Raw genomic sequence first — 26,908 nt, 5'->3', positions numbered from 1 at the left:
GTGTCTGTCAGCGGGCCGTTCAATGACTTAGCAGCCTTGGAATCCCCGCCATTACCTTCCAATACGTTGAACCTACCCCAACGCCGGACGCGGACCGAGAATATCGGAGCCAATGCGTAGGTGTGTCGCCCCGAAGCGGATGGCTTGTTCCAGGTCCTGGCTCATCCCCGCGGAAATGCCCGTGGCGCCGGGATGGTCGGCGGTCAGGCGCGCGGACAGTGCCGCGAGCTTCTCGAACGCCGGGGCCGGATCGCTGCCGAAGGGGGCGACCGCCATCACCCCGGCCAGCCGGAGTCCCGCCGAGCCGGCCAGCTGCTCGGCCAGCGCCGGGACGTCGGAGGGCAGGGCACCGCCGCGGCGACCGCCGGCGTCGTCGTCGAGGCTGACCTGGATGAAGCACTCCAGCGGCGCTCTTCCGGTGCGTTCCTGCTCGGCCGCCATGGCCTTGGCCAGGGCGCCGGCCAGCTGCAGGCGGTCCACGGAGTGTACGGCATGGGCGTACTTCACCACGGACTTTGCCTTGTTGCTCTGGAGCTGGCCGATGAAGTGCCAGTGGAGCCCCAGCGCGCCCAGCGCGGCGGCTTTTTCCGCGGCTTCCTGGTCACGGTTTTCCCCGACGTCCGTGATGCCCAGGAGGGCGAGCCTCCGCACGTCCTCTGCGGGGTGGAATTTGGTGACGACGATCAGCCGGGGCGGCCGCTCCTGCCGGCCGGCGGCCGCCACGGCGCCGTCGATGCGCCGCCGGACGGCGGCGAGCCGACCGCGGAGCTGTTCCAGCCGGGGATCGGCCTGCCCGGTTGCGGGCTCCGGCTCCGTCACATGGTCATTCACCTGGTCATTCACTTGGCCATTCACCTGGTCATTCATCCGGCAGTCCGCCGCCGGCCGGCGCGGAGCCGGTCCACACCAGCCCGGCGAATCGTCCCGTGTGCCGGTCGCGGCGGTAGGAGAAGAGGCGTTCGTCTTCCAGGGTGCAGCTGCCGGAGTATTCGACCCGGACACTCGCGTCCCGCAGCTGGCTGCGGACGGCGGCCGGCAGGTCCAGGCCCGGGGTGCCCCGGGTCGTGGTGCACCGGGCCGCGGGCACGAGGGCGGCCACGTCCTCGCGCATGTCCCCGGGGACCTCGTAGCACCCTCCGCAGACGGACGGGCCAATCCAGGCGCTGAGCCCGGCGGCGCCCAGTTCGAGCATGCGGGCCACGGCCGCCGGGACGACGCCGGAGGCGACACCCGGGCGCCCGGCATGGACCACGGCGAGGACCGGGGTTTCCCCGTCGGGCCGCTCCCCCAGCAGGACGACCGGCACACAGTCCGCCACCATCACCGCCAACGGTTCGCCCAGGGAGACCATGGCGTCCGCAGTGGGGGCGTCCGCAGTGGGAGCGCCCGCAGTGGGAGCATCGGCGGCCGGGGCGCCGGTTCCGGAGCCGTGGGCGGCCGCGGCACCGATGCTGGCGACTTCGCTGCCATGGACCTGGTTCATGTACTGGAAGCTGCGGCCGCCGAGCCCCAGGGCCGCCTCGAGGCGGGCGCGCCGGCGCCGGACCGCGGCCGGGTCGTCGCCGACATGGAGCGCCAGGTTGCCGGCAGCGGCGTCGGTGAAAGCCACCCAGACGCCGGGCCGGACTTCCGTCCGCCACGAAAACACTCAAAACCCCACATCGTTGCCAAACTTGGTTGCAGAACTTCGATCCTACGAGAAAGCACCATGGCACTGCCATCGGGCAGTGCCATGGTGCTTCAGGATCTACTTGAGGAAGTCAGGGACATCCAGGTCGTCGGAGTGGCGGCCGGACAGGTCCGGCTCCACCACCGAGGGCAGGTCAGCGTCGAAGCCGGAGTCCGCCGGGACTGCGGACGGGCGCTGCTGGCCCCAGCCGCCGTAACCGGAAGCGCCGACGGTGGCGTGCAGCGGCTGGACCTGGGCCGAGGACGGAGCCTGGGCCGGGGCGGGGGCTGCTGCCGGGGCCGCCGGACGCTGCGGTGCCGACTGCGGAAGGGACTGGTCCATCGACGGGGAGGTGGCCTTGACGTCGTCGAAGCCTGCTGCGATGACCGTCACGCGGGCCTCGTCGCCGAGGGCATCGTCGATGACCGCGCCGAAGATGATGTTGGCCTCGGGGTGGGCGACTTCCTGGACCAGGCGGGCAGCCTCGTTGATCTCGAAGAGTCCGAGGTCCGAGCCGCCCTGGATGGACAGCAGGACGCCGTGGGCGCCGTCGATCGAAGCTTCAAGCAGCGGGGAGGCAATGGCGAGCTCGGCCGCCTTGACGGCGCGGTCTTCACCGCGTGCCGAGCCGATGCCCATCAGGGCGGAGCCTGCGCCCTGCATGACGGACTTGACGTCTGCAAAGTCAAGGTTGATCAGGCCGGGGGTGGTGATCAGGTCGGTGATGCCCTGGACACCGGACAGCAGGACCTGGTCGGCGGAGCGGAACGCGTCCAGGACGGAGACGTTGCGGTCGCTGATGGACAGCAGCCGGTCATTCGGGATGACGATCAGCGTGTCGACCTCGTCGCGGAGGGCGTCAATGCCGGCCTCGGCGGAGCCGGCGCGGCGGCGGCCCTCGAAGGTGAAGGGGCGGGTGACGACGCCGATGGTCAGCGCGCCGAGCGAGCGGGCGATCCTGGCGACGACGGGCGCGCCGCCGGTACCGGTGCCGCCGCCTTCGCCGGCGGTGACGAAGACCATGTCTGCGCCGCGGATGACCTCTTCGATTTCCTCGGCGTGGTCCTCTGCGGCCTGCCGGCCGACCTCCGGGTTCGCACCGGCACCCAGGCCGCGCGTCAGCTCACGCCCGATATCGAGCTTGACGTCGGCATCGCTCATCAACAGCGCCTGTGCGTCGGTGTTGACGGCGATGAATTCGACGCCGCGAAGACCGACCTCGATCATGCGGTTGACTGCGTTCACGCCACCGCCGCCGATGCCGACGACCTTGATGACGGCCAAGTAATTCTGCGGAGCTGCCACGTTACGTGTCCCTTGTTCGTGTTCTATTGCGAAAACTGATGGAGTCGGACTTGAACCTTGGAACCCTAACCTTCGACTTGAAGGTTATAGTTATGTCAAGTAACTCATGCAGTGACGCTATTTCCTATGCGGAGGACATTCAATTACCGGGCCCGCGTGTCGCGGTATTGGCGGCAAACTGGCTCCCGGCCAAGTGATTTACGGCTATCGGGTGACCGGGTGCCGGGGCACGCTGACATCGTAGACCCGGACCGGATTCTTCGGGTCCGCGGGGGCCTTCAGCAGGGCCTCGAGCACCTTTGCCTTGAGCTCCTTCTCCCCCGCGTTGCCCCAGACGATCGTCTGGCCGTCCACCAGTTTGAGCTCCACGGCATCCACCGATTTGGCCGATGCGTTGGAGAGCCGGGCGAGCACATCCGCGGGCAGTGCCCCCAGGACCCCGGTGATGGCATGGAACAGGTCCTTGGGCAGGGTGCCGCCTCCGCCGTCGATGACCGGAAGCGGAATCGAGGCCGGATCGGCGGTGTCGCTGAGTTTCACGCCGTCGGCGTCGACCAGCTGGTGCGCGTCGCCCTGCCTGACCAGGGCCACCGGCACGCGTTCGGTCACCTTGACCAGCAGCGTCGAGGGCGGGCGGGCCTGGGTGCTGACTTCCTTGACCTGGACCAGAGGCTGCAGCAGCGCCGTGACGTCCCCGTCGCTGATCTGCGGCAGGGGCTTGCCCTGCAGCGGTTCCAGGGCCGACTGGACCTGCTCAGCAGTGAGCAGTCTGGTGCCTTCCACGGTGACCGTCTGCACCGCCAGGACCGGTGAGTAGACCGCCGCGGCGATGAGCCCCGCGACCAGCACGGCCAGGGACCCGATGATGCCCTGGCGGATGCGCCGGCGCCGCTTGGCCTTGGGTTCGGGGAAGGACAGCACGTTGTCCCGGGCCGCCGGGGTTACCGTCGCGGCTGCGCCGCCGGTGGGGCCGCCGTCCTTGGACGCGGAGATGACGTCGGAGGACGGGGAGACCCCGCCCGCCGCCGGCCGGCGTGTGCCCGTCCGGTAGCTGGGGCGCCGGGTGCTAGGCACCGGCGGCTCCGCCGTTCAGGGCCGCCACGATCAGCGGGCCGTAGGCCGTGACGTCGCCGGCGCCGACCGTGAGCACGATGTCCCCGGGCGCGGCGGCGGACACGATGGACTGCACAGCCTCCTCACCCGGCCCGACGAGCCGGCCGCCGGCGCCCAGGTGCGCCGCGATCAACTGGCTGGTGACGCCGGGAATCAGGTCTTCGCGGGCGGGGTAGATGTCCAGGACCAGTGCGGTATCGGCGGCGTTGAGCGCCGCGGCGAACTCTGCGGCGAATTCCCGGGTCCGGGAGAACAGGTGCGGCTGGAAGAGGACGTGCAGCTTGTGGCCGCCGGCCACCGACCGCGCCGCGGACAGGGCTGCCCGCACTTCCGTGGGGTGGTGGGCGTAGTCGTCGTAGACCCGGACGCCGCCGCCCTCGCCCTTGAATTCGAAGCGCCGGGAGGCCCCGGTGAAGTTGGCCAGGGCGCCGGCGGCAACGGCGGGGTCCACGCCAAGTTCCAGCGCGACGGCGAAGGCAGCCGCCGCGTTGAGGGCATTGTGCCGCCCGGGAACGTGCAGATCGAGGGGGAAGCGTCCGGCGGGGGTGGTGATCGCGACGTCCCCCGGGCCGCCGTCGTGCAGCACGAACTGGGCGTCGGCGCTGGTGCCGTAGAGCACAACGCGGGTGTTGCCGCGCTCGAGGGTCCGTGTGGCCAGGGCCCTGGCTCCGGCGTCGTCCGCGCAGGCCACCAGCACACCGTCGGCCGGGAGCAGGGCGGCGAACCGGTCGAAGGAGGCGTAGACGGCCTCGGCGGTGCCGTAGTAGTCGAGGTGGTCCGGTTCGACGTTGGTCACGACCGCGATCTGCGGGCGGTAGTTCAGGAACGAGCCGTCGGATTCGTCGGCTTCCGCGACGAAAACCGGCGAGCTGCCGCTGGCGGCGTTGACGCCCAGCGCCGGGACGTTCGCGCCGATGGCGAAGGACGGGTCAAGCCCCGCGCCCTGCAGCAGGACGGTGATCATCGACGTCGTGGTGGACTTGCCGTGCGTGCCGGCGACGGTCACGGCGGTGTCCTGCGCCATGGCGGCCGCCAGGGCCTCCGAGCGGTGGAGTACGGGCAGCCCGGCAGCCCGGGCCGCGGCCAGCTCGGGGTTGTCCGGGCGGATGGCGGAGCCGGCGACCACGCTCTGCGCGTCGCCCAGGTTGGCGGCGTCGTAGCCGACGCAGATCCGCGCCCCGGCCGCCGCCAGGTCGGCCATGACCGGCAGGTCCTTGGCGTCGGAGCCGCTGACCGGCAGGCCTCTGGCCACCATGATGCGGGCGACGGCGGACATTCCCACGCCGCCGATGCCGATGAAGTGCATCCGGCCGAGGGACTGCCCGGTGCGGGCGTCCGTGGAGCTGTGCTGGTGTTCGGGCTGGGTCATTCCGCTACCACTTCCTGCTGGGCTTTACGGGCTTTGCCTTCGCAGACGCCACCGTTTCAAGGACGAGACTGGCCATGCGCTGGTCGGCGTCCCGGATGCCGAGCTGTTCGGCGCTGGCCGCCATCCGGGCGAGCCGGTCCGGGTCCTGCAGCAGCGGGATGATCTGCCCGCGGACCCACTCGGGCGAAAACGCTCCGTCCTCCACGGTCAGGGCGCCTCCGGCCGCGACGAGTCCGCCGGCGTTCAGCGCCTGTTCGCCATTTCCGACGGGCAGCGGAACGAAGACGGCCGGAAGCCCGACGGCGGCGACCTCGCAGACCGTGGCGGCGCCGGAGCGGGCGAGCAGCAGATCGGCCGCGGCGTAGACCGTTTCCATTCTGTCCACGTACTCGCGCTGCTGGTAGCCGGGGGCCGCGAGGGGCCTGCCGTCGGCGTCCTGGACCGCCTTGCCGCGTCCGGTGATGTGCAGGGTCTGGATGCCGGCGTCCGCGAGCAGGCCGAGCGAAGCCGCGATGGTGCGGTTGATGCTCTGGGCGCCCGAGGAACCTCCGGTGACAACCAGGGCCGGACGCTGCGGGTCCAGTCCGAGGCCCGCCCTGGCTTCGGCCCGGGCTGCGCTCCGGTCCAGGCTGGAGATTTCCCGGCGCATCGGCATGCCGACGTGCCGGGAGGCGCCGAGCCTGGTGGCGGCGAAAGCCACGGCGACGTGTCCGCCGAGCAGTGCGCCCACCCGGTTGGCCAGTCCCGGGCGGGTGTTCGCCTCGTGGATGACAATGGGGATCTTCCGGCGCCAGGCGGCGAGGTACATCGGCGTGCAGACATAGCCTCCGACGCCGACCAGGACGTCGGCTTTGGCTTCGTCGAGGATCACTCCGGCCTGTTTCACGGCGCCGGCCAGCCGGCCGGGCAGCCGCAGCATCTCCAGCGAGGGCCTGCGCGGGAACGGGACCCTGCTGATCGTGGCGAGGTCCAGCCCGGCGGCCGGGACCAGCCGGGTTTCCATCCCGGCCGGTGTTCCCACGGCGAGCAGCCGCATCCCGGGGCGGGCCTCCCGGAGGGCGTTCGCGATGGCCAGGAGCGGGCTGATGTGCCCGGCTGTTCCGCCGCCGGCGAGGACGACGGAGATTGACGACTCGGTGTTCATGGAGGCCTATTTACGCTTTCGTGCAGGATTGCTGGGGGCGGGGGTTCTGGAGCCGGGTGTCCGGGTGCCCGGTGCCCGGGGGGCCCCGGTGTCCACGGGGGCCTTCCGGCCGGTGGCGGGCGCGGGCGCGGAAGCCGTGGCGGCTTTGGCTGCGTTCCGGGCCGGGTTTTTGCCGGTGCTGCCGGCCGGGCGCCTGGCTGCGTTCCTGGCGTCCTTCGTGTCTTCTTTCGTGGCTGTGCCATGGGCAGCGGACCGCTTCCGCAGGGTGGCCGCCAGTCCGGCCGGTCCGAACCTGAACAGACGCTTCGGCCGGAGGCCGGGCGCCATCTGTGCCCGGGCCAGGGACAAGACTACGCCGATCGCGCACAGCGACATGAGCAGCGCCGAGCCGCCGTAGGAAATGAACGGCAGCGGGATGCCGACCACGGGGGCCAGGCCGGTGACCACGGCCATGTTGACCGTTGCCTGGCCGAGCAGCCACACCATGATGGTGCCGGCCAGGACGCGGTGGAACATGTCCTTCTGCGCGACGACAACGCGGTAGATGGCGGTGCCGAGGATGGCGAAGAGGACCAGCACCACGAAGGTTCCGACCAGCCCGAGTTCCTCGCCGATGATGGCGAAGATGAAGTCGTTGTGGGCTTCCGGGATCCAGCTGTACTTCTGCCGGCTCTGGCCGAGCCCCACCCCGAACCATCCGCCGGAGGCGAGCCCGTACAGCCCGTTGGTGGACTGGTAGTTCAGGTCGGAGCCGTCCGCGCAGGTCTGGCCGGTCCAGGACAGGATGCGGCAGACCCGGTTGGGACTGGTGATGGCCAGGACGGCCGTGCCCGCGGCGAGGAAGACCCCGGCGATGCCGAACAGGTACAGCCGCACCCCGGCGAAGAACAGTGCGGCCGCCGTGATCATCATGACGATCATGGCGGTGCCGAGGTCGTTGCCCATCAGGATGAGTCCGATCACGCCGGCGGCTCCCGGGAGCACTACGGGGATCAGGGCGTGCTTGGCCTGGGACAGCAGCTTGGCCTTGCGGTCCAGCACCGTGGCCATCCACAGCGCAAGCGCCAGTTTGGCGGCCTCGGAGGGCTGGAAGGTGAAGGGTCCGACGTCAATCCAGTTCTGGTTGCCGAGGGCGCTGCGGCCGACGAGCAGCACCAGCACCAGCAGCGCGAACGCCACGATGATGGCGATCCAGGCGCCGCGCTTGAGCCAGACCACGTTGACCCGGGAGAGCAGGAACATGCTGAACAGGCCGAGCCCGGCGAACGTCCCCTGCTTCAGGGCGGCGGTGTAGGGCGACTCCCCCGCGGCGATGGCCTCAACGCTGGACGCGGAGAGCACCATCAGGATGCCGATCGCCGTCAGCGCAAGCGTGGAGCCCAGGATGAGGTAGTACGTGGAGCCGTTGCGGGACTTGCCCGAGCCTTCCAGGGCAGACCAGAATCCCCGGTACCAGCCCCGAATCTTACGGCCGGCCCGTTGCGGGCCTTTGGGTGTCCCGGGCGCCGAAGGTGCCGCTGCCGGCGCCTTCGCGGCGGGCGGCTTTCCGGCGGCCGGTGTGGCCGCGGGGTTACGTGTGGGCGTGCTGACCATTGTTACTCCTCGCTGGTCTGAGCCTGCCCTTCCACGAGCTCGCGGACAGCTTCGATGAAGGCGTCGCCACGGTGAGCGTAGGAAGAGAACTGATCCATGGACGCAGCCGCCGGGGCCAGGAGCACAGTGTCCCCGGAGGCGGCCAGCTGCGCCGCCGACGCAACGGCCCGGGCCATCACAGTCTCACTGAAAATCGGCGAGGGGCCTGCTTCGGCGCCGGCCGTTCCGGCAGTCTGCACCCCTTCAGTTTCGCCCTTCCCCGCACCGATCACGGGGACATCGGGCGCGTGTCGCTGCAGCGCGGAGAGCAGATCGCTGGAGTCTGCCCCGATCAGGACCACGGCCTTGAGTCGGCGGGCGTGCTCCTGGACGAGCGCGTCATAGTGCACGCCCTTGGAGAGCCCTCCCGCGATCCAGACAACGTTTTCGAACGCGGACAGGGACGCCGCGGCAGCATGCGGGTTGGTTGCTTTGGAGTCATTGACCCAGAGGATGCCGTTGTGGCGGGCCACGAGCTGGATGCGGTGGTCCCCGGGGAGGTAGTTCAGCAGGCCCTTCCGGACGGCGGACGGCTCGACGCCGTACGACCGGACCAGGGCTGCCGCAGCGAGGGCGTTGGCCACCATGTGGCGTGGAGCCACGGGACCAAGGTCCGAAACGGCAGCCAGTTCGGCTGCGCTGTCCTTGCGCTCGGCGATGAAGGCCCGGTCCACCAGGAGTCCTTCGACGACGCCGAGCATGCTGACCGCGGGCGTGATGGTGGTGAAGGCCACCGCACGGCAGCCTTCGACGACGTCGGCCTCCTCGACCATGCGTTCGGTTTCGATCTGCTCGGCGTTGTAAATGCAGGCCTTTTGGGTGTGCTCGTAGACCTTGGCCTTGTCCGCCAGGTAGGAGGCGTAGGAGCCGTGCCAGTCGACGTGGTCCTCGGCGACGTTGAGGCAGACACTCGCCACCGGGGAAACGGAGTCGCTCCAGTGCAGCTGGAAGCTGGAGAGCTCGACGGCGAGGACGTCGTACTCCACCGGATCACGCAGGGCGTCCAGGATCGGCGTGCCGACGTTGCCGACGGCGATGGCCTTCAGGCCTGCAGCCTGCAGCATCGCTTCGGTCAGCCCGACGGTGGTGGTCTTTCCGTTGGTGCCGGTGATGGTGAGCCAGTCCGCGGTCTTGCGCCCTTTGCGTTCGCGGACCCGCCATGCGAGTTCGACATCGCCCCAGACCGGGATGTGGGCCCGCGCCGCGGCGGCGAGCAGGGCCTGGTCCGGCCTCCATCCCGGTGAGGTGACGACCAGGTCCGGCTTGGCACCGTCGATTTTGGGAACCGCCGTCACGGCGTCCTCGCCCAGCAGGACTTCGGCAGCCCCGACGATCCGGAGCGTGTCGGCCTGGGCCTGCGCCTTGGGGCCGGTGGCGGCGTCCACCACAACCACGCGGGCGCCGAGTTCGATCAGCGTGTCCGCGGCGGCGAAGCCGGAGACGCCGATGCCGGCGACGACGACGCGCAGTCCGGCCCAGTCGGAGTCCCAGCTGACCAGGCCCTGCAGCTGGGCTGAGGTGGTGAGAGGTGCGGGAATTGGACCGGTCACAGCAGTACCACCCATTCGGCGTAGAAGATGCCCAGTCCGGCGGCGACGAAGAGTCCGCACAGGATCCAGAACCGGACGACGACGGTGACCTCGGCCCAGCCTTTGAGTTCAAAGTGGTGCTGGAGCGGGGCCATTTTGAAGAACCGTTTGCCCTTGGTGATCTTGAAGTAGCCGACCTGGATGATCACCGAGAGGGTGATCAGGACAAAGAGGCCGCCGATGAACGCGAGCAGCAGCTCGGTCCGGGACAGGATGGCGAACCCGGCGACGGCGCCGCCGATCGCCAGCGAGCCGGTGTCGCCCATGAAGATCTTTGCCGGGGAGGTGTTCCACCACAGGAAGCCGACGAGCGCCGCACTGAGGATGGCGGCGAGCAGGGCCAGGTCCAGGGGATCGCGGACCGTGTAGCAGCCGGCGCCGGCCTGCCGCGGCGAACCGCAGGACTGGTTGCTCTGCCAGATGCCCATCAGGGTGTAGGCGCCGAAGACCATAATGGAGGCGCCGGCGGCCAGGCCGTCCAGGCCGTCCGTGAGGTTCACGCCGTTGGTGGCGGCGGTGATGATCAGGTTCGACCAGAGCACGAAGAGGATGGCACCGATGACGGTGCCGGCGAAGGCGAGGTTCAGCCAGGGGATGTCGCGGACCAGGGAAATCTGGTACGACGCCGGCGTCACGCCGTTCTCGTCCGGGAAATTCAGGGCCAGGACCGCGAAGATGATACCCACGGCCGCCTGCAGGGTCAGTTTGGCCTTGGCGTTCAGGCCCAGGCTTCGCTGCTTGGAAATCTTGATGAAGTCATCCAGGAACCCGACGAGCCCCATCCCGACCATAAGGAACAGCAGCAGCAGGGCCGAAGCGGACGGGCCCGGAGAGTCCGGGTTCATCATCCACATGATGAGGTGCGTGAGTCCGTAGCTCACCAGCACCGCCATGACCACAACGGTGCCGCCCATCGTGGGGGTACCGCGCTTGGTGTGGTGCGTCGTGGGTCCGTCATCCCGGATGAATTGCCCGTAGCTCTTCCGGACCAGGAAACGGATAAAGAGCGGGGTGCCCAGGAAGGAAAACAGCAGGGCCATTCCGGACCCCATCAGCAGTGCAATCACAGCAGCGCACTCCCTTCAGTGGCGGTTCCTGCAGCGTCTTGGGCAGCGCTTTCGGCGGCCTTTCCCTCAGCGGGACCGGCAGCGGTCCCGGCGGCCTGTGGGGGTAATGCTATCCGATCGCCCAGATGGCGCAGCCCGATGCTGTTGGAAGACTTGAACAGCACGAGGTCGCCGGGCTCCAGCTCGGCCTGCAGCAGCTCGTAGGCCTCCTCCGGGGTCTCCGCGAAGACGCATTCGTCGCCCCAGGACCCCTCGTTGACGGCCGAGACATAGAGCGACCGGGCCTCCCGGCCCACGACGACAAGCCGGGAGATGTTGAGCCTGACCACCTGGGTGCCGACAGCCATGTGTTCGCGGATGGAGTCCGGGCCCAGCTCGAGCATTGCTCCGAGCACGGCCCAGGTCCGGCGGCCCCGTCCGAGGTCGGCGAGGGTCCGCAGGGCGGCGCGCATGGATTCCGGGTTGGCGTTGTACGCGTCGTTGATGACGGTGACGCCGTCGGCCCGTTCGGTGCGTTCCATCCGCCAGCGGCTGGCGGCCGTCTGGGTGCTGAGCGAAGCGGCGATCCGCGCGGCGGGGACGCCGGCGGCGTGGGCCGCTGCCGCCGCTGCGAGTAGGTTGGCGATGTGGTGGGCGCCGATCAGCCTGGCTTCGACGTGGTGCCCGGCGGGCTCGCCCGGCAGGTAGAGCTCGAATTCGGGGTGTCCGCCGGCGTTGAGTTCGACGCCCTCGGCACGGACCCGCTCTGCACCGGCGTCGCCGGACACGCCGCGGGCCGGCTGGGCGGAGTAGCCGAGCACGCGGGCCCGGGTTCGCGTGGCCATTGCGGCGACGCGGGCGTCGTCCAGGTTGAGCACGGCGGTGCCGGTGGCGGGCAGGGCTTCGACGAGCTCGCCCTTGGCCCGGGCGATGTTCTCCACGCCGCCGAATTCGCCGGCGTGGGCCGTGCCGACCCCCAGAACAACACCGATGTCGGGGCGGACCATCTCCGCGAGGTAGCTGATGTGGCCCACTCCGGTGGCACCCATCTCGATGACGAGGTAGCGGGTGTCGGCGCCGGCCTTGAAGACGGTGAGCGGGACCCCGACCTCGCCGTTGTAGGAACCCTGCGGGGCAACGGTCGTGTCTTCGGCGGCCAGGATCCCGGCCAGCAGGTCCTTGGTGGTGGTCTTGCCGGCTGAGCCGGTAATGCCGATCACGGTCAGCGGCTTGCCGTCGGCCGCGCGGGCGGCGCGGATCCGTCGGACGGCTTCCGCTGCGAGGGCGCCCATGGCGAGGACCGCGTCCCGGACCACGACGGCGGGGTAGCTGTGCCCGGCGCCGTCCGCGACGTCATGCTCGACCAGCGCCAGCACGGCGCCGCGTTCGAAGGCCGCGCCGACGAAGTCGTGGCCGTCGGCCGTCTCCCCCGGCTTGGCCACATAGAGGGAGCCTGGTGTGGCTTCGCGGGAGTCGGTCACCACCGAGCCGGGGGTGATCCCCGGTTCGGCGGCCAGCCGGCCATGGGTTATGTCGGCGATTTCCGCCGCGTTAAATGCAATCATCTCGGTTTAGGACTCTATCCGCTGGTCTTCGAGAACGGTGAATCCCCGGGCTGTCAAGGCGGAGCGGAGCTCCACCCTGTCGTCAAGGGCGAGGTTGATGCCCTTGACCTCCTGCCAAATTTCGTGGCCCCGCCCTGCGACGAGGATGGTGTCGGCCGGGCCGGCGAGCTCGACGGCGTGCCGGATGGCGGCATCGCGGGGGAAGACTTCGAGGATGCTGCAGGCCAGGCCCCCGCGTTCCTTCGCCTCGGCTGCGCCCGCCATGACGTCGGCACGGATCCCCGCGGCGTCCTCGTCGTGCGGATCATCGTCGGTGACAATGACGGTGTCGGCGAGGCGCGCCGCGATGGCACCCATGGCCGGCCGCTTGCCCTGGTCGCGCTGTCCGGTGGCGCCGAAGACGATGATCACCCGGGACCCCGGCTCCGGGGAGCGGACTGCTTCGAGCGCGCGGGCCAGGGCGTCCGGGTTGTGGGCAAAGTCGACCACCGCTGCGGGGGCGGTGCAGACGAGCTGCATGCGGCCGGGGACGGCGACGGTGAAGGGGTCTCCGGCGTCGAGCGCGGCCTGGACAGCGGCGGCCTCGTGGCCGCCCGCGAGCACCATGGCGGTGGCAAGCGCCGCGTTGGCCACGTTGAAGCTTCCGGGCAGACCGGTGTGGACCCGAAGTTCCGTGCCGCCGCGGTGGCGGAGGATGAAGTCCGTGCCGAGGCCGCGCGGGGCCGGGTTGAGGACCGTCCAGTCCGCGTCCCCGGTCACCGCGCCGGCGGTGTGGGTGGCCAGCGTGGTGACCGGGATTCCGGCGGTGGCGGCAAGCTTCACGCCCCAGTCGTCGTCCACCGTCACAACGGCGCTGCGGGCCCGCCCGGGGCTGAAGAGCCGCGCCTTGGTCTGGAAGTACTCCTCCATGCTGCCGTGCAGGTCCAGGTGGTCCTGGGTCAGGTTGGTGAAGCCGGCGACGTCGAACACGACCCCGTCGACCCGGTGGAACGCGACGGCGTGCGAGGAGACTTCCATGGAGGCCGCGTCGAGGCCGCGTTCACGCATCAGGGCCAGCAGTGCGTGGACGTCGGTGGATTCGGGCGTCGTGAGGAGGCTCGGAATCGGTTCGCCGCCGGCCAGGATCTCGATGGTGCCGATCAGTCCGGTTTTTTTCCCGAGGGCCTGCAGCAGGGCGTTGATGAAGTAGGTCGTGGTGGTCTTGCCGTTGGTGCCCGTCACGCCGTAGAGGGCCGGGGCGGGCGCATCGTGCGGCCGGCTGCGGTAGATCAGGGCGGAGAGTCCGCCCACGAGGGTGCGCGGTTCCGCTGCCAGCAGCACCGGGACGGCAATGTCGTGGGAGAACGCCAGCAGGCGGGCCCCGGCGTCGTCCGTCAGCACCGCGGCCGCTCCGGCCTTCACTGCCTGGGAGACAAAGTCGGCGCCGTGCCGGCTTGCCCCGGGCAGTGCGACGTAGAGGTCCCCGGGCTGGACGGTGCGGGAATTCAGCGAGATCCCGGTGACCGGGACGGAGGCCGATGCCCCGGGGACAGCGACGCCGATCGACTCACCGATGGTTGCCAGCGGCACGGCAGCAACCGCAGTGGGCCGGAAGCCGGAGGTGGATCCCGGACCGGACGGCGCGGCGGAAGCGCCGGGGGCAAACTGATCTGACAAGAGGATCTCCGTTGGTGGTGCTGGTTGATCTGGTGCTGCGCACGGAGGATTCCTCCGGCCCGCAGGCTCAGTTTCCGGTAAAGGTTCGTGAGGGACGTGCTGGTTCTCGGGCGGGTGCTACTTGGCGAACTGCGGCAGCCGGACGGGCTCGCCGGTGGACGGCGCGACGTTGAACGTCCGCAGCGCCTGGCTCATCACGGACCGGAAAACCGGTCCGTTCGAGATTCCGTAGATATCGCCCTTGGGCCGTTGCAGCACCACTTCAACAATAAACCGCGGATCGTCCATCGGCGCCATCCCCACCATCGACGCCGTGTAGCCGCAGAAGCCGGCGGTGCCGTCGTCGCACGGGGATTGCGAGGTGCCGGTCTTCGCCCCGACCCGGTAGCCGTCCAGCGCCGCTTCCTTGATCTGGCCCTCGGTGACGGCGCTCTCGAGGATGTCCCGGACCTGGCGGGCCGTGTCCGGGGAGACGATCTGCCGGGGATCCTGCGCCGGCACCTTCTCCTCGGTGCCGTCCGGGTTGATGTAGCTGTCAATCAGCCGCGGCTGAAGCATCACCCCGTTGTTGGCGACGCTTTGGAAGGCCCGCACGGTCTGGAGCGTGGACTGCGAGACGCCCTGGCCGAACAGGACGGTGTACTGCTGTCGGCCGTCCCACTGATCGGCGGGGGTCAGGATCCCCTGGGCCTGGGCGGGGAGTCCAATGTCCGGCGCCTCCCCGATGCCGAACTTCTTCAGCCAGTCATAGCGCTGCTCCTTGCTGAGCCGCTCGCCGGCCATGACCGTGCCGGTATTCATCGACCAGCCGAGGATGCCGGCCAGGGTCCGGTCCTCGGTGCCGTGGGGGAAGGCGTCGTTGAACGTCTGCCCGTCCACGGTGTACGAGGACGGGATGGTGAACTTGTCCAGCGGACTGGACTTGCCCTCCTCGATCAGGGCGGCGGCCGTGATCATCTTTTGCACCGAACCGGGCTCGTAGGCCGCCGTCACGGCCCGGACGCCGCGGTCCTTGGCCTCGGACTTGCCCGGGTCGTTGGGGTCCGGGGAGTTGGTGTCCGCCATGGCGATGATGTCGCCGGTTTTGATGTCCTGGACGATGACAACGCCCCACTCGGCGCTGAGTTTGTCGCGCTGGCTCTGGATCGCCTGCTGGGCGAAGTACTGCAGGTCCGAGTTCAGGGTGAGTTTGAGGTCCTTGCCGTTCACGGCCGGGGTCAGCTGGTCCACCCCGACCGGGATGCGCAGCCCGTCGGCGCCGATTTCGAAGAGCCGTTTGCCGGGAGTGCCTTTGAGGATCTCGTCCTGGGTCTGTTCGAGGCCTGCCTGTCCGGTGGTGCCGTCCTTCAGGAACCCGACGATCCCGCCGGCCACCGAGCCGTTGGGATACACCCGCTTGCTGGTTCCCACCGTGACGATGCCCGGGATCTGGAGTTTGGAGATGCGGTCCTCGACGTCAGGCTTCAGGTCCTTGGCCACGATGTAGTAGGGCTGGCCGCCGGTGAGGGCCTCCCTGACCGTGGCCGTGTCCATGCCCAGCAGCGGGGCAAGCTCGGAGATGCCCTGGTCCCGGGAAACCTCGACCAGCTTCTCGGTGCCCTCGTCGAACCGGCGGAACGTCTCGGTCTTGGTGTTGACTCTTTGATCGACGACGAGGTTGTAGCGGATCACGCTGCTGGCCAGGACGGTGCCGTTGGCATCGAGGATGCTGCCGCGCTCGGCGGGTAGTTCGACCGGGGTGAGCCTGTTCTGCAGGGCGGCTTCAGCCATCCCCCCGACGTCCAGGCCCTGGACCAGGAACAGCTTTCCGCCGACGACGAGCAGGAGGGTCAGCATGACACCAAGGCCCAACCGCAGCCGCCGGGTCGCGCTTGGCGCTTTGGCCTTGCGTGCCTTGCCGGTCTTCTCTGCCACGATGTTTCCTTGCTTGTTGCCTGGCTGGTGGTCCGTCCTGCGTTACTGTCCCGGGACCTTCTGCGCGGGGGCCGGAACCGAGCCCCCGTGGAGTTCGACAGCCGGCGGAGCAGGAACAACGGCGGCGGCCGGGGCCGCCGGGGCGGCTGGTGCGCCCTCGGCGGCGGGACTTGCGGCTGCTGCCGGCGCCGCGGCCTCGGCCGGTTTGCGGTTTGCGAGCGGCTCCTTGACGGTGGCGGGCGGAACAACCCGGAGCTGCCCGGCAACGGCCGGCGCGGCGATGACGGCGCCGGGGGCGTCGCCCTTGACCGCGGGTTTCGCCTTGCCGGTAACGCTCAGGGTGGAGAGGTCGATCTGGCCCTTGACGGTGGAGGCCACCATGCCCAGTTCGGTGGCCTTGGCTGCCAGGTTCTGCGGGGCGTCGAAGTTTTGCACCTGCTGGGTCAGGTCCTGGTTCTGCTTCGTCAGCGTGGACTGTTCGCTCCGCAGCTGCACCAGCTGGTACTGCGCGGTGGAGACGGAGATGTTGAGGACCAGCACTGCCATGAGGGCGACGGCGAGGAGACCGAAGCAGAGCACAACGAACGGGGCGCGGCGTTTCCGGGGCGCTGACCGGACCAGCGAGAGCGGGGTGCGCGCTTTCCGGGAGGGCCCGGTGCCGGGGGTGATCCCGGGCAGTGCGCGGGCCGCCGCGTCTGTGGCGACGGGGAATCTGCTGACAGCGGCGGCGCTCATGCGGCCCTCCTGGCTTTGATGCGTTCCACGGCGCGGAGCCGGGCGGAAGCGGCTCGTGGGTTCTCGGCGATTTCGGCGGCGGTGGGCACTTCCGTGCCCTTCGTCAGGGTTTTCAGCTCTGCCTTGTGCTCTTCCAGCTCCACCGGGAAACCGAGTGGCGCGGAGGATTTGGATCCAGCCTGGAAGAAGCCCTTGACGATCTTGTCTTCCAGCGAGTGGTAGGACATCACGACAACGCGCCCGCCGACGGCGATTGCGCTGATGGCTGCGGGGATGGCGCGTTCCAGGACATCGAGTTCCTCGTTGACCTCAATCCGGAGCGCCTGGAAGGTTCGCTTCGCGGGATGCCCGCCGGACTTGGCGGCGCCGGCGGGTACGACGGAACGGATCTGTTCGACCAGCTCCCCCGTGGTGGTGAAGGGCTTCGCGGTGCGTGCGGTGACAATCCTGTTCGCGATGCGGCCGGCGAACTTCTCTTCGCCCCATTTCCGGATGATCCGGACCAGGTCCTCTTCGCTGTAGTTGTTGACGACGTCGGCGGCGGTCTGGCCGCGGCTCGTGTCCATGCGCATGTCCAGCGGGGCATCGAAGGAGTAGGCGAAGCCGCGCTCCCGTTCGTCCAACTGGAGCGAGGATACCCCGAGGTCCATCAGGACTCCGTGGACCTCGTTGAAACCGAGGTCCGCCAGGACCTCAGGGATTTCGTCGTACACGGCGTGCACCAGGTCGATCCGGTTGGCGAAGGGCGTCAGCCGGTCCCCCGCGAGGGCCAGGGCTTCCTCGTCACGGTCGATGCCGACCAGGTGCAGGTCCGGGAAGCGCTGCAGCATTGCCTCGGCGTGACCGCCCATGCCCAGGGTGGCATCAATGACCACGGGGGTCTCACCGCGGCTGCGCGCCGCCTCGAACCCCGGTGCCAACAAATTAATGCACCGGTCCTTCAGGACCGGTACATGGCGTTCGGACGTAGGCTTCGACTGGTCAGGGTCCGTCATGCCTGCGTCCTTTCGTTGTGCGGGGCGATGTCTGGAGTGCGGCTGCTGGCTGCGCGTGCCGCTTCTTGATCCAGATCCCCATCCGCGCCTATCCTTCGTCCGCCTGGCTCCGGGGAAGTGAGCCAGGAAAACAGCCGGATGGGCGGCTGGAGATCTCGATCAAGAATCGTGCAGTGCTGCTTGGTTCGTGCGGGGTTTCAGAGAATCCCCGGTATGGCGTCATCGGTCTCCGAGAAGGCCGTTTCCTTTTCTGCGAGGTACTCGTTCCAGGCCTGGGCGTCCCAGATCTCGGCGCGGGTTCCTGCGCCGATGACGGCGAGTTCCCTGCCGAGTCCTGCATACTCCCGGAGCGCCGGCGGAATCGTCACGCGCCCCTGCTTGTCAGGTACCTCGTCGGAGGCTCCAGAGAGGAAAACCCGGATGTAGTCGCGAGCCTGCTTGCTGGAGATTGGCGCCTCCCGCATTTGCTCGTGTACCCGGCCGAACTCCGCCTCACTGAAGACGTAGATGCAGCGTTCCTGGCCCCTTGTGAGAACCAGCCCCGCGGCAAGCTCCTCGCGGAACTTCGCGGGAAGGATGATGCGACCTTTTTCGTCCAGACGCGGCGAATGTGTGCCGAGAAACACGGCCCACCGCCTGTCTGTTCGTAGGAAAGTTCAACGTCCCCCGTGCTGCCACTACCCTCTTACGTCCTCCACATTACTCCACATCCCTCCACAGTCAACGACACGCCGAACGTTTGCGCGTCAATTAAGGCCCAAACAGCCCGCTGCTTTCCCGCGGGGGCAAGGAATCGGGCCGGTGGTGCGCAGTGGAGGGAAAGTGCAGGGCCGGGATGCGACACTGCGTCGCGGGGGGCAGGCGCCGGCCCGGGGAGGCTTCGGCGGCCCCCTCCGTCGGCGAAGAACGCGTGGCTAACCGCCGTTAACGGCAAAAGACCCGCCGGAGCGGGTCTTTTGTGCCACCTATGTTTTCCCTGTGGTGGAAAGTGGAGGCGCCTGGGGGAGGTCGCAGTTGCCGGGGTGCCGGAGGATCGGGCCGCCGGCCGGGGGTCAGGACTCCCCGCGGTGCCTCTCGTCCCAGCGTTCCTCCAGATTGCTCATGAACGAACTCCTGGGCTTCCCGGGTTTCCGGGCTGTACCTGTGGCGTCGGCTTTGCCGGCCGCCGCACCGCGCATGGTGGCGTAGTACACCCCTCCGCCCATCACCACAAAGCCAAGGACCCCGACGAGGATGCTTTGGATTGTCACGCCGACAAGCAGGAGCACGACGCCGGCCAGGGTGGCCAGGACGCCGATCACCAGATGGCGGGTTGACCATGAACGTCCCGCATCCGAGCCCATCGAGCTGGCGAACTTGGGATCGTCCTCATGCAGCTGCTTCTCAAGTTGCTCTAGCAACTTCTGTTCGTGCTCCGAGAGCGGCATCACGACCTCCTTAAGTCGGCCAACGTCCAGACTGACGCGGCCAGTGTCCCTAAACCCACAACGTGCGGGATTCCCGTGTGGTTCCCGATCGCCGTCATTGGTCGAATCGGGTCTTCCACGGCCCCTTCCGGGGTGTTCAGCTGGTCCTGCATTAGTCCGAACGCTCGTTCCAGTCGTTCTAAATCTACGTATAACTAAGGATAGTTTGTTGCGCCCTGTTCTGAAAGATGCCGAACGTCCCCTTGACTTGATCACGCGGCCGCAGCAGGGTAAAAATCAGCCCGGAGCGTCCCCGGGGTCCAGGAGGCGCGCCGGAAGCACCGATTTGGTGCCAAATTTCCGGGTCACCTGGTCCAGGACCTGCTCAGCGGCGCGCCAGTTGTCATCCCTGCGGTCGAGGCTCAATTGGAGGGGGGCCTGTGCGGCCTCCTCGAGCTGTTCGGCGCGGATCCCGACGAGCCGCACGGTCATCGGGCGTTCGCCGAGTGATTCCAGCAGCTGGACGGCGACGGCGTACAGCAGCTGGGCGCTGTCGATCGGGGTGCTGACCGTGCGGCTGCGGGTGATCGTGGAGAAGTCCGCGTAGCGCAGCTTGAGGGCCACGGTGCGGGCGTGCATGCCGGCACTGCGGAGCCGCTCCGCCGTCCGGTGCGAAAGGCGCAGCAGTTCGCGGTGCAGCAGCGCCTCGTCCGCGGTGTCCACGGCGAAGGTCTCCTCCGCGCCGATGCTCTTCTCGAGCCGCACAGGGGTGACCGGCCGGGGGTCAATCCCCCACGACAGGCGGTAGACGTGCTCCCCCGAAGCACCGAGCACCTTCCGGAGCGACGGCAGCGGGGACGCCGCGACGTCCGCCACGGTCCGGATGCCCATCCGGGACAGCACGTCGACGGTTTTGGCCCCGACACCCCACAGGGCGCTGACCGGCAGGCTGTGCAGGTACGGGACCGTCTCCTCCGGACCGATAAGCAGCAGTCCGTTCGGCTTGCATCGGGTGGAAGCAATCTTCGCCACGAACTTGCTGGCGGCAATCCCGACGGACGCGGTGATGCCCAGTTCGCTGCGGACGCGGGTGCGGATGAGTTCGCCGATCGCCCGGGGCGGGCCCAGCCGCCGGATCGCTCCCCCGACGTCGAGGAAGGCCTCGTCCACGCTCAGTGGCTCCACGAGGTCGGTGATCGAGCCGAAGATCCCCATGATCTGGCCGGACACCTCGTAGTACAGCTTGTGCCGGGGCTCGATGACGACGGCGGAGGGGCACATCCGCATGGCAACCACCATCGGCATGGCGGACTTGACGCCAAAACGCCGTGCCTCGTAGGAGGCGGAGAGCACAACGGAACGGTCCGCGGGATAGCCGACGATGACGGGCCTGCCGACGAGGGCCGGACGGGTGCGAAGTTCCACGGAGACAAAGAACGCGTCCATGTCCACGTGCATGATGCTGCTCCGCCGGAGCTCGCGCAGTTGCGCTTCACCGGGCCGTTGGGCGGTGCCCTGGGGGGACTGCTCCCGCTGCTGATTTTCCTGGTCCGGCCGCACGACTTCAATCCTATGCCCCGGGACTGTCTAAACTGGAGGCTGAATCCGGCGTCAACACCAGGAGGAAAGTCCCTGTGAAGGTATTTGGACAGCGCAACCGTGCTGCGGCAGCCGTTCTGGCCGCGGGCACGCTGATGGCCGTGGCCGCGTGCACGCCCGCCAACCCCGGGACGGCGTCGGGCTCCTCATCGGTCTCGGCCGCGCCGTCCCCGGCCCAACCGTCCACGACGGCGCCGGCGAGCCCCTCGGCCGCACCCGGCACCTCGGCCACCGTCGGCGCCATGGTTCCGGGGTTCCCGGAGCAGCTCCTGCCGCTTATGCCGGGGGCGAAGGTCGTCTCCAGCAGCTTCGACAAGACCACGACGCCGGCGACCGTGGCGCTCGTTGGCAGCATCTCCGCGCCCTCGGCCGAGGTGCTCGCCTTTTATACGAAGGAACTTGTTGCCCAGGGCTTCACGGCGGTGCCGGGGGAAACGGTGGGAGCCATTCCCTCCAAGGACTTCCTCCGCGGTGACAGCGAAACGGTCAACATCTCGGTGCTGGAGACCGCCGGGGTTTCCACGTTCACCATCGGCGCGAACGTCGCCGCCGAGTCCGTCAAGTGACCGTCGCGGAGCAGCTGCGCCTGGAGCAGGCCTCGTACGTTGCCGCCGTCGCCGGAAAGCTCACCGATTTCCTGACCACCCGGCAGTCCGTGATGTCCGCCATCTCCCCCGACATTGATCCGCTGATGGGATCCATCTCGAACCTGGTCACCGGCGGAAAACGCCTGCGGGCACTCATGTGCTACTGGGGCTGGCGGGGAGCCGGGGGCGAGGCCGGAGCCAACGAGGTGGTCACGGCCGGGTCCGCGCTGGAGCTTTTCCAGGCCGCGGCCCTGATCCACGACGACATCATCGACCGTTCGGACACCCGCCGGGGCGGCCCCAGTGTGCACCGGCGCTTCAGCGAGCTGCACGAGGCGCAGGGCTGGGCGCTGGACAGCGAACGGTTCGGGCACGCGGCCGCCATCCTGACCGGGGACCTGTGCCTGTCCTTCAGCGAGGAGTCGTTTACCGAAATCGGGGAGAGTGCAGCGTCCGGCAGCCGGGCACGGCTGATCTTCAACCTGATGCGCGCCGAGGTCATGGCGGGCCAGTACCTGGACATCCTTGAGGAAGTCGCCGGGCCCAGGCGGGACCGCGCCGGGGCCGTCAGCCGAGCCCAGTCCATCATCCGCTTCAAGTCCGCCAAGTACTCCACGGAACATCCGCTGGCGTTGGGCGGCGCCCTGGCCGGCGCCCACGACGGGCTGCTGCGGGGCTACTCGGCATTCGCCCTCCCGCTGGGCGAGGCCTTCCAGCTCCGCGACGACGTCCTGGGAGTCTTTGGCGATCCGGTCACCACGGGCAAGCCGGCCGGAGACGATCTCCGTGAAGGAAAGCGGACCGTCCTGATCGCCTTTGCCCTGGACCTGGCCAGCCCTGCCGAGTCAGCCTTCATCGACGCAAAGCTGGGCAGCCCGGGGCTGGACGACGCGGACGTGGACGAGATCCGCCGCATCATCGCCGATTGCGGCGCACTCCAGGCCACGGAAGTGCTGATAGCGGACTTCGGGCGCGCAGCTTTCTCCGCCCTGGATCTCCTGCCGCTGGACGAACTGCCCAAGACCGCGCTCCGGAAACTGGCCGAGGCCACCGTCAGCCGCGCGGCCTGAGCCGGCATCGCCCTGCCGCAGGGGCACCCAGGCGCGCACCGGCTTCCGCTGCCCCAACAACGGAGTCCCCCGATACGGGGTCCTTAACCCGAAAGAGCCCCTAACCCCTGCGAGCCCCGCACCCGGTATTCGAGGTGCGGGGCCCGCAGGGGTTAAGGACTGCGTCAGACTAGGTCCGGAATGTTGCGGGGGCTACCAGGCCAGGGACTGCGCCCGGCGCCGGATTTCCGTTTTGCGTCCCTCACGCAGGGCATCAATCGGTCGGCCGCGCAGGGATTCATCCGGCGTAAACAACCAGGTAATGAGTTCCTCGTCGGAATAGCCGGCGTCGGCAAGAACCACAATTGTTCCCTTGAGGCTTTCGACCGGATGACCGTCCTGGATGAATTCAGCAGGAACGCACCGGATCCGGCGTTCCCCGACCCGCAATGCCGCCAGCGCGCGCTCGTCAAGGAGCGCATGGACCTTGGTAATCGAAACGTTCAGAAGCTGTGCGACATCGGGCAGGGGCAGCCATTCGCCCACAAGGCTTTCTACATTACTCACGGATCAAGATTGCCATGCCGGAACCCTTAGCGCCTAGTCGGCGCCGCCCGATAAATGGAGACTGTCCGGGCGCCGCTTCCGCCGCCGGCGCCGGCCCGCTTGCCGACACTCCCACATCCTTCGTTTGCGGAATGTCAAACAGTTCTTGTGCTAATTCCCAAACCATGAGAGATTCGCATAGACCACATTTGTAACAGTACTCACTTGAGTCACACTGTTAACACGAGTAACGCCGGCCAGACTGCAGCGTCCGCCGCTGAGAAAAGGACCTTTCCCATGACGACGTCACGTTCGCCAAAGCCCACTGCGAGGCCCAGCCTGCCGATGATTGCGGCCACGACGGCGGCCCTGCCCGCCGTTATGCTTTCTTCCCTGGCGATCGCCCAGCCTGCAGCGGCGGAGTCGCGTCCCGGCGCCATCCCGGCCACTCTGGCTGCGGCCATGCAGGCACAGGCCCAGGGACAGACCGCCCGCCCGGCGTTGATTCCTGCCGGTTCCGTCCCGGCGGCCATGCCCTCCGCGTTCCGCCCCGCCGAGGTTTCCGCCCCGGCGGAGTACACGATCGCCCGGGGCGACACCATCAGCGGAATCGCAGGCAAGTTCGGCCTGGACACCTACGCCATCCTGAAGTTGAACCAGCTGCAGGCGAACACGCTCATCTACCCCGGCCAGAAGATCAAGCTTGGCGGCTCGGCCACGGCGCCGGAGCCGGCGGCGCCGGCTGCTCCCGCTCCGTCGGCTGCTTCCGGCAGCGTCTACACCGTGAAGTCCGGTGACACCCTCAGTGCCATTGCAGCCCGCCACGGCGTCAGGCTCTCCGAGGTCTTCGGCTGGAACGGGCTCAACATGGGCTCCATCATCCGCCCCGGCCAGCAGGTCAAGATCGGCGGCGGCGCTGCGGCACCTGCCCCGTCGGCACCTGCCCCGGCTCCGGCTGCTCCGGCCCCGGTGGCGCCGGCCGCGACCCCGGTCGCCGCAACGGGTTCCTACACGATCAAGTCCGGCGATACCCTCTCCGGCATCGCGGCCAGGAACGGCGTCAAGCTCGCCGATATCCTTTCCGCCAACCGTCTGACGATGAGCAGCATCATCTACCCCGGACAGAAGCTCGCGCTCTCGGGCGGTTCCATCGCACCGGCCTCCACCCCGCCCGCTGCCACGGTGACGCCGCTGGTCCCGAGCAGCTTCCTGGGCTTCAGCTACCCGGCCGCCGTCGTCAGCTCCGCCAACCAGAACAAGGCCCTGCTGAACGCTTCGCCCGTGCCCAGCCGGGAACAGATGAAGACGATTGTGGCGGACACCGCCCGCCGCATGGGGGTCGAGCCGTCCCTGGCCCTGGCCTTCGCCTTCCAGGAATCCAGCTTTGACCACCGCTCGGTGTCCCCCGCCAACGCGATCGGCACCATGCAGGTCATCCCGTCCTCGGGCGAATGGGCCTCGGACCTTGTGGGCCGCCAGCTGAACCTGCTGGACCCGTATGATAACGCCACGGCCGGTGTCGCGATCATCCGCCAGCTGATCCGCACCAGCCCGGACCAGGACACGGCCATCGCGGGCTACTACCAGGGCCAGTACTCCGTCAGCAAGTACGGCATGTACGAGGACACCAAGCGCTACGTGGAGTCCATCAAGGCACACCAGAAGAACTTCGGCTAGGGAAGCTCCGGACAGCCGCAGCCGCGGCGTCCACCCGCTCCGGCCACGCCCCGGAGCATAACGATACGGGCCCGGATCGCATGTTGATTCGGGCCCGTTTCCGTGCAGCGATTAGGATCGTATAGTGCAGGATTATTCGTCGGACCCTCTCGTTGGCACCCTGGTGGATGGCCGGTACCTGATTCAGTCCCGGCTCGCCCGCGGCGGGATGTCCACCGTGTATGTGGCCACCGACCGGCGGCTGGAGCGTGATGTGGCGCTGAAGGTGCTGCACCCCCACATGGCCGGCGACCCGCAGTTCCTTGACCGGCTGGGCCGCGAGGCCAAGGCCGCCGCCCGGCTTTCGCACCCGCACGTCGTGGGGGTGCTCGACCAGGGCGAGGATGACCGGGTGGCCTACCTGGTGATGGAGTACATCAAGGGCCACACCCTTCGCGACGTCCTTAAGGACAAGGGCGCACTCCCGCCCCGCCTGGCCTTGGCGCTGATCGATCCCGTCGTGGAGGGACTGGGGGCGGCCCACGAAGCCGGTCTCATCCACCGGGACATCAAGCCGGAGAATGTGCTGATCGCCGAGGACGGTCGGATCAAGCTCGGCGACTTCGGGCTGGCCCGCGCGATTTCGACGTCGACCAGCACCGGCGCGCTGATTGGCACCGTGGCCTATCTATCCCCCGAACTCGTGCTGGGCCGGCAGGCCGACGCCCGGAGCGACATCTATTCGGTGGGCATCATGCTCTACGAGATGATCACCGGCCGGCAGCCGTTCGACGGTGAAGTCCCCATCCAGGTTGCCTACCAGCACGTGAACTCCACCGTCGGCGCACCGTCGGCGCTGGTTCCGGGACTCGCCGGCGAAATCGACGAACTCGTGCAGTGGTGCACCGCCAATGACCCCGACAAACGCCCGGTCGACGGAGGCGCCCTGCTCTCCGAACTCCGGCACATCCGGACAAACCTGAGCGACGCCGAACTCGACCTTCAGCCGCCTGCGGCACGTCCGGCCCTGCCCGCCGCGCCTCCCGCGCCCGGCCCGCCGGTCCGGCGGCCCGGCGGTGCCCCGGATCCGCGCACCGGGCACGGCGCCACCGAGGTCATCGGCGGCCTGCAAAACCCCACGGAATTCATCGCCCGGGGCAGCAACCCGACCACCGTGCTGTCCGCGGCCCCGCACCGCCCCGGCTACGGCCCGCTGTCCGCCCCGGACGAAGCACCCTACCCGGGCGGCTACGACGACGGACACGATGCCGCCATTCCGGCCAGCAAGCGGGCACTACGCAAACATGACCGGGACGAGCAGAAGGCGCGCCTGCGCGCCGCGGCCACACCGGTCCGGAGCCTGCGCGAGGGCAACCCGCGGCGCCGCGGCCTGCTCTGGATTCTCGTACTGGTCATCGCGGCACTGCTGGCCGGCGGGGCCGGCTGGTTCTTCGGCATGGGACCGGGCTCCCCCGGCACGATTCCGGAACTCGCGAACAAGACCGTGGCGGAGGCCCAGCAGCTGCTCCGGACGGCCGGATTCCAGTCCACCACCAAGGACGTCTTCGACGACGATGTCTCCCCGGGCCTGGTGGTGGGCTCCGAACCGGCGGCCGGGGAGGTCATCCGGAAGTTCCAGCCGGTGTCCCTGGCGGTCTCCAAGGGCCCCGAGCTGTTCCCCCTGCCCGAGCTGACCGGAAAGTCCCTGGACGAGGCCAAGGCCGCCCTCAACGGCGCGGGCATGGCCCTGGGGAAAATCTCTGAAACCTACGACGAAACCGCGCCCGCCGGGACAGTCCTTGCCCAGGCACCGCGCACCGGAAATCCGGTCCGCCACGGCACCCCGGTGGACCTCACGGTGTCCAGGGGCCCGCAGCCCATTCCGGTGCCGGACGTGCGCGGCCAGGAACAGGGGGACGCGGTCAAGGCCATCGAAGCCGCCGGGCTGAAGGCTGTGGTCGCGCCCGTCACCGTCAATGACCGGGCTGTGCCCAAGGGCGCCGTGGTGGCCCAGGCGCCGGCCAGCGGGACCCTCACCCGGGGCGGTACGGTCACCCTGACCGTCTCCAAGGGACCCAAACTCGTTGACGTCCCCAGCTTCATCGGCAAGCAGGCCGACGAGGCCCGCGAGGCCCTGGAGCAGCTGGGCTTCGAAGTCCGGGTGAACAATATCCTGGGCGGATTCTTCGGCACCGTCCGGGACCAGGACCCGGTGAACAAGAAGGTTCCGGAGGGCTCCGTGGTCACCCTGACCGTGGTCTGAGCCCCCCGGCTCCGGAGGTTACAGAGAAAAAGCTCCGCCCCGGCTGATTCCAGCCGGGGCGGAGCTTTCT

22 protein-coding genes are annotated in these 26,908 nt (G+C 68.7%); 4 read left to right on the top strand and 18 right to left on the bottom strand.

What is annotated here, in order from left to right:
• Positions 1–72: 72 nt before the first annotated feature.
• The 17 genes from ASPU41_RS13195 to dinB all read right to left on the bottom strand — a co-directional run bounded on the left by ASPU41_RS13195 (position 73) and on the right by dinB (position 20,596).
• Positions 73–867, bottom strand: coding sequence for a YggS family pyridoxal phosphate-dependent enzyme (locus tag ASPU41_RS13195; RefSeq protein ID WP_083266504.1), 795 nt, complete (start codon positions 865–867; stop codon positions 73–75).
• Entirely contained in the window at positions 860–1,648 is a 789-nt protein-coding gene (locus tag ASPU41_RS13190; RefSeq protein ID WP_069951306.1) for a polyphenol oxidase family protein, read from the bottom strand. Before ASPU41_RS13190 ends, ASPU41_RS13195 begins: the two co-directional genes overlap by 8 nt.
• A gap of 99 nt (positions 1,649–1,747) precedes the next feature.
• Positions 1,748–2,974: a cell division protein FtsZ gene (gene ftsZ / locus ASPU41_RS13185; protein WP_069951305.1), complete on the bottom strand. Its 1,227-nt coding sequence runs from the start codon at positions 2,972–2,974 to the stop codon at positions 1,748–1,750.
• Between the two features lie 204 nt (positions 2,975–3,178).
• Positions 3,179–4,048 carry a cell division protein FtsQ/DivIB gene (locus tag ASPU41_RS13180; RefSeq protein ID WP_069951304.1) on the bottom strand — a complete coding sequence of 290 codons (870 nt, stop codon included), beginning with the start codon at positions 4,046–4,048 and terminating at the stop codon, positions 3,179–3,181.
• Positions 4,041–5,456, bottom strand: a complete 1,416-nt coding sequence (gene murC / locus ASPU41_RS13175; RefSeq protein WP_069951303.1) for a UDP-N-acetylmuramate--L-alanine ligase — start codon at positions 5,454–5,456, stop codon at positions 4,041–4,043. The genes ASPU41_RS13180 and murC overlap by 8 nt, the downstream gene beginning before the upstream one ends.
• 4 nt (positions 5,457–5,460) lie before the next feature.
• On the bottom strand, positions 5,461–6,600 hold the full coding sequence (gene murG / locus ASPU41_RS13170) for an undecaprenyldiphospho-muramoylpentapeptide beta-N-acetylglucosaminyltransferase (RefSeq protein ID WP_069951302.1): 1,140 nt from the start codon (positions 6,598–6,600) through the stop codon (positions 5,461–5,463).
• 6 nt (positions 6,601–6,606) lie between these two features.
• A complete protein-coding gene (gene ftsW / locus ASPU41_RS13165; RefSeq protein WP_069951301.1) occupies positions 6,607–8,193 on the bottom strand; it encodes a putative lipid II flippase FtsW in 1,587 nt (528 codons plus the stop codon).
• A gap of 2 nt (positions 8,194–8,195) precedes the next feature.
• The gene (murD, locus tag ASPU41_RS13160; protein ID WP_069951300.1) at positions 8,196–9,797 is read right to left on the bottom strand and encodes a UDP-N-acetylmuramoyl-L-alanine--D-glutamate ligase; all 1,602 of its coding nucleotides are present in this window, start codon (positions 9,795–9,797) and stop codon (positions 8,196–8,198) included.
• Positions 9,779–10,888 carry a phospho-N-acetylmuramoyl-pentapeptide-transferase gene (mraY, locus tag ASPU41_RS13155; RefSeq protein ID WP_069951299.1) on the bottom strand — a complete coding sequence of 370 codons (1,110 nt, stop codon included), beginning with the start codon at positions 10,886–10,888 and terminating at the stop codon, positions 9,779–9,781. Before mraY ends, murD begins: the two co-directional genes overlap by 19 nt.
• Positions 10,885–12,432, bottom strand: a complete 1,548-nt coding sequence (locus tag ASPU41_RS13150) for a UDP-N-acetylmuramoyl-tripeptide--D-alanyl-D-alanine ligase (protein ID WP_069951298.1) — start codon at positions 12,430–12,432, stop codon at positions 10,885–10,887. Before ASPU41_RS13150 ends, mraY begins: the two co-directional genes overlap by 4 nt.
• A 6-nt stretch (positions 12,433–12,438) precedes the next feature.
• Positions 12,439–14,088 (bottom strand): UDP-N-acetylmuramoyl-L-alanyl-D-glutamate--2,6-diaminopimelate ligase, encoded by a 1,650-nt coding sequence (locus tag ASPU41_RS13145; RefSeq protein WP_069951297.1) that lies wholly within the window; start codon positions 14,086–14,088, stop codon positions 12,439–12,441.
• 117 nt (positions 14,089–14,205) lie between these two features.
• Complete coding sequence (locus ASPU41_RS13140) at positions 14,206–16,002, bottom strand: peptidoglycan D,D-transpeptidase FtsI family protein (RefSeq protein WP_069951296.1); 1,797 nt, start codon at positions 16,000–16,002, stop codon at positions 14,206–14,208.
• A gap of 42 nt (positions 16,003–16,044) precedes the next feature.
• The gene (locus tag ASPU41_RS13135; RefSeq protein WP_069951295.1) at positions 16,045–16,737 is read right to left on the bottom strand and encodes a hypothetical protein; all 693 of its coding nucleotides are present in this window, start codon (positions 16,735–16,737) and stop codon (positions 16,045–16,047) included.
• Entirely contained in the window at positions 16,734–17,732 is a 999-nt protein-coding gene (gene rsmH, locus ASPU41_RS13130) for a 16S rRNA (cytosine(1402)-N(4))-methyltransferase RsmH (protein ID WP_069951294.1), read from the bottom strand. Before rsmH ends, ASPU41_RS13135 begins: the two co-directional genes overlap by 4 nt.
• 197 nt (positions 17,733–17,929) lie before the next feature.
• Positions 17,930–18,358, bottom strand: coding sequence for a division/cell wall cluster transcriptional repressor MraZ (gene mraZ, locus ASPU41_RS13125; protein WP_056740915.1), 429 nt, complete (start codon positions 18,356–18,358; stop codon positions 17,930–17,932).
• Between the two features lie 426 nt (positions 18,359–18,784).
• Positions 18,785–19,159, bottom strand: coding sequence for a DUF3040 domain-containing protein (locus ASPU41_RS13120; RefSeq protein WP_069951293.1), 375 nt, complete (start codon positions 19,157–19,159; stop codon positions 18,785–18,787).
• 276 nt (positions 19,160–19,435) lie between these two features.
• Complete coding sequence (dinB, locus tag ASPU41_RS13115; protein WP_083266693.1) at positions 19,436–20,596, bottom strand: DNA polymerase IV; 1,161 nt, start codon at positions 20,594–20,596, stop codon at positions 19,436–19,438.
• 176 nt (positions 20,597–20,772) lie between these two features.
• Between dinB and ASPU41_RS13110 the strand changes: the two genes are divergently transcribed.
• Positions 20,773–21,303 carry a lipase chaperone gene (locus tag ASPU41_RS13110; RefSeq protein WP_069951291.1) on the top strand — a complete coding sequence of 177 codons (531 nt, stop codon included), beginning with the start codon at positions 20,773–20,775 and terminating at the stop codon, positions 21,301–21,303.
• Positions 21,300–22,394, top strand: coding sequence for a polyprenyl synthetase family protein (locus ASPU41_RS13105; RefSeq protein ID WP_069951290.1), 1,095 nt, complete (start codon positions 21,300–21,302; stop codon positions 22,392–22,394). Before ASPU41_RS13110 ends, ASPU41_RS13105 begins: the two co-directional genes overlap by 4 nt.
• A 192-nt stretch (positions 22,395–22,586) precedes the next feature.
• On the opposite strand, the gene ASPU41_RS13100 is transcribed toward ASPU41_RS13105, so the two are convergent.
• Complete coding sequence (locus tag ASPU41_RS13100) at positions 22,587–22,940, bottom strand: Rv2175c family DNA-binding protein (protein WP_069951289.1); 354 nt, start codon at positions 22,938–22,940, stop codon at positions 22,587–22,589.
• A gap of 276 nt (positions 22,941–23,216) precedes the next feature.
• Here ASPU41_RS13100 and ASPU41_RS13095 point away from each other — a divergent pair, with 276 nt between their 5' ends.
• Entirely contained in the window at positions 23,217–24,596 is a 1,380-nt protein-coding gene (locus ASPU41_RS13095) for a lytic transglycosylase domain-containing protein (protein ID WP_069951288.1), read from the top strand.
• 121 nt (positions 24,597–24,717) lie between these two features.
• Positions 24,718–26,838 (top strand): Stk1 family PASTA domain-containing Ser/Thr kinase, encoded by a 2,121-nt coding sequence (locus ASPU41_RS13090; RefSeq protein ID WP_069951287.1) that lies wholly within the window; start codon positions 24,718–24,720, stop codon positions 26,836–26,838.
• Positions 26,839–26,908: the final 70 nt, after the last annotated feature.

The sequence above is a fragment of the Arthrobacter sp. U41 genome, from assembly GCF_001750145.1.
Classification (GTDB): Bacteria; Actinomycetota; Actinomycetes; order Actinomycetales; family Micrococcaceae; genus Arthrobacter.
This window is presented reverse-complemented; position numbering and strand designations above follow the sequence as displayed.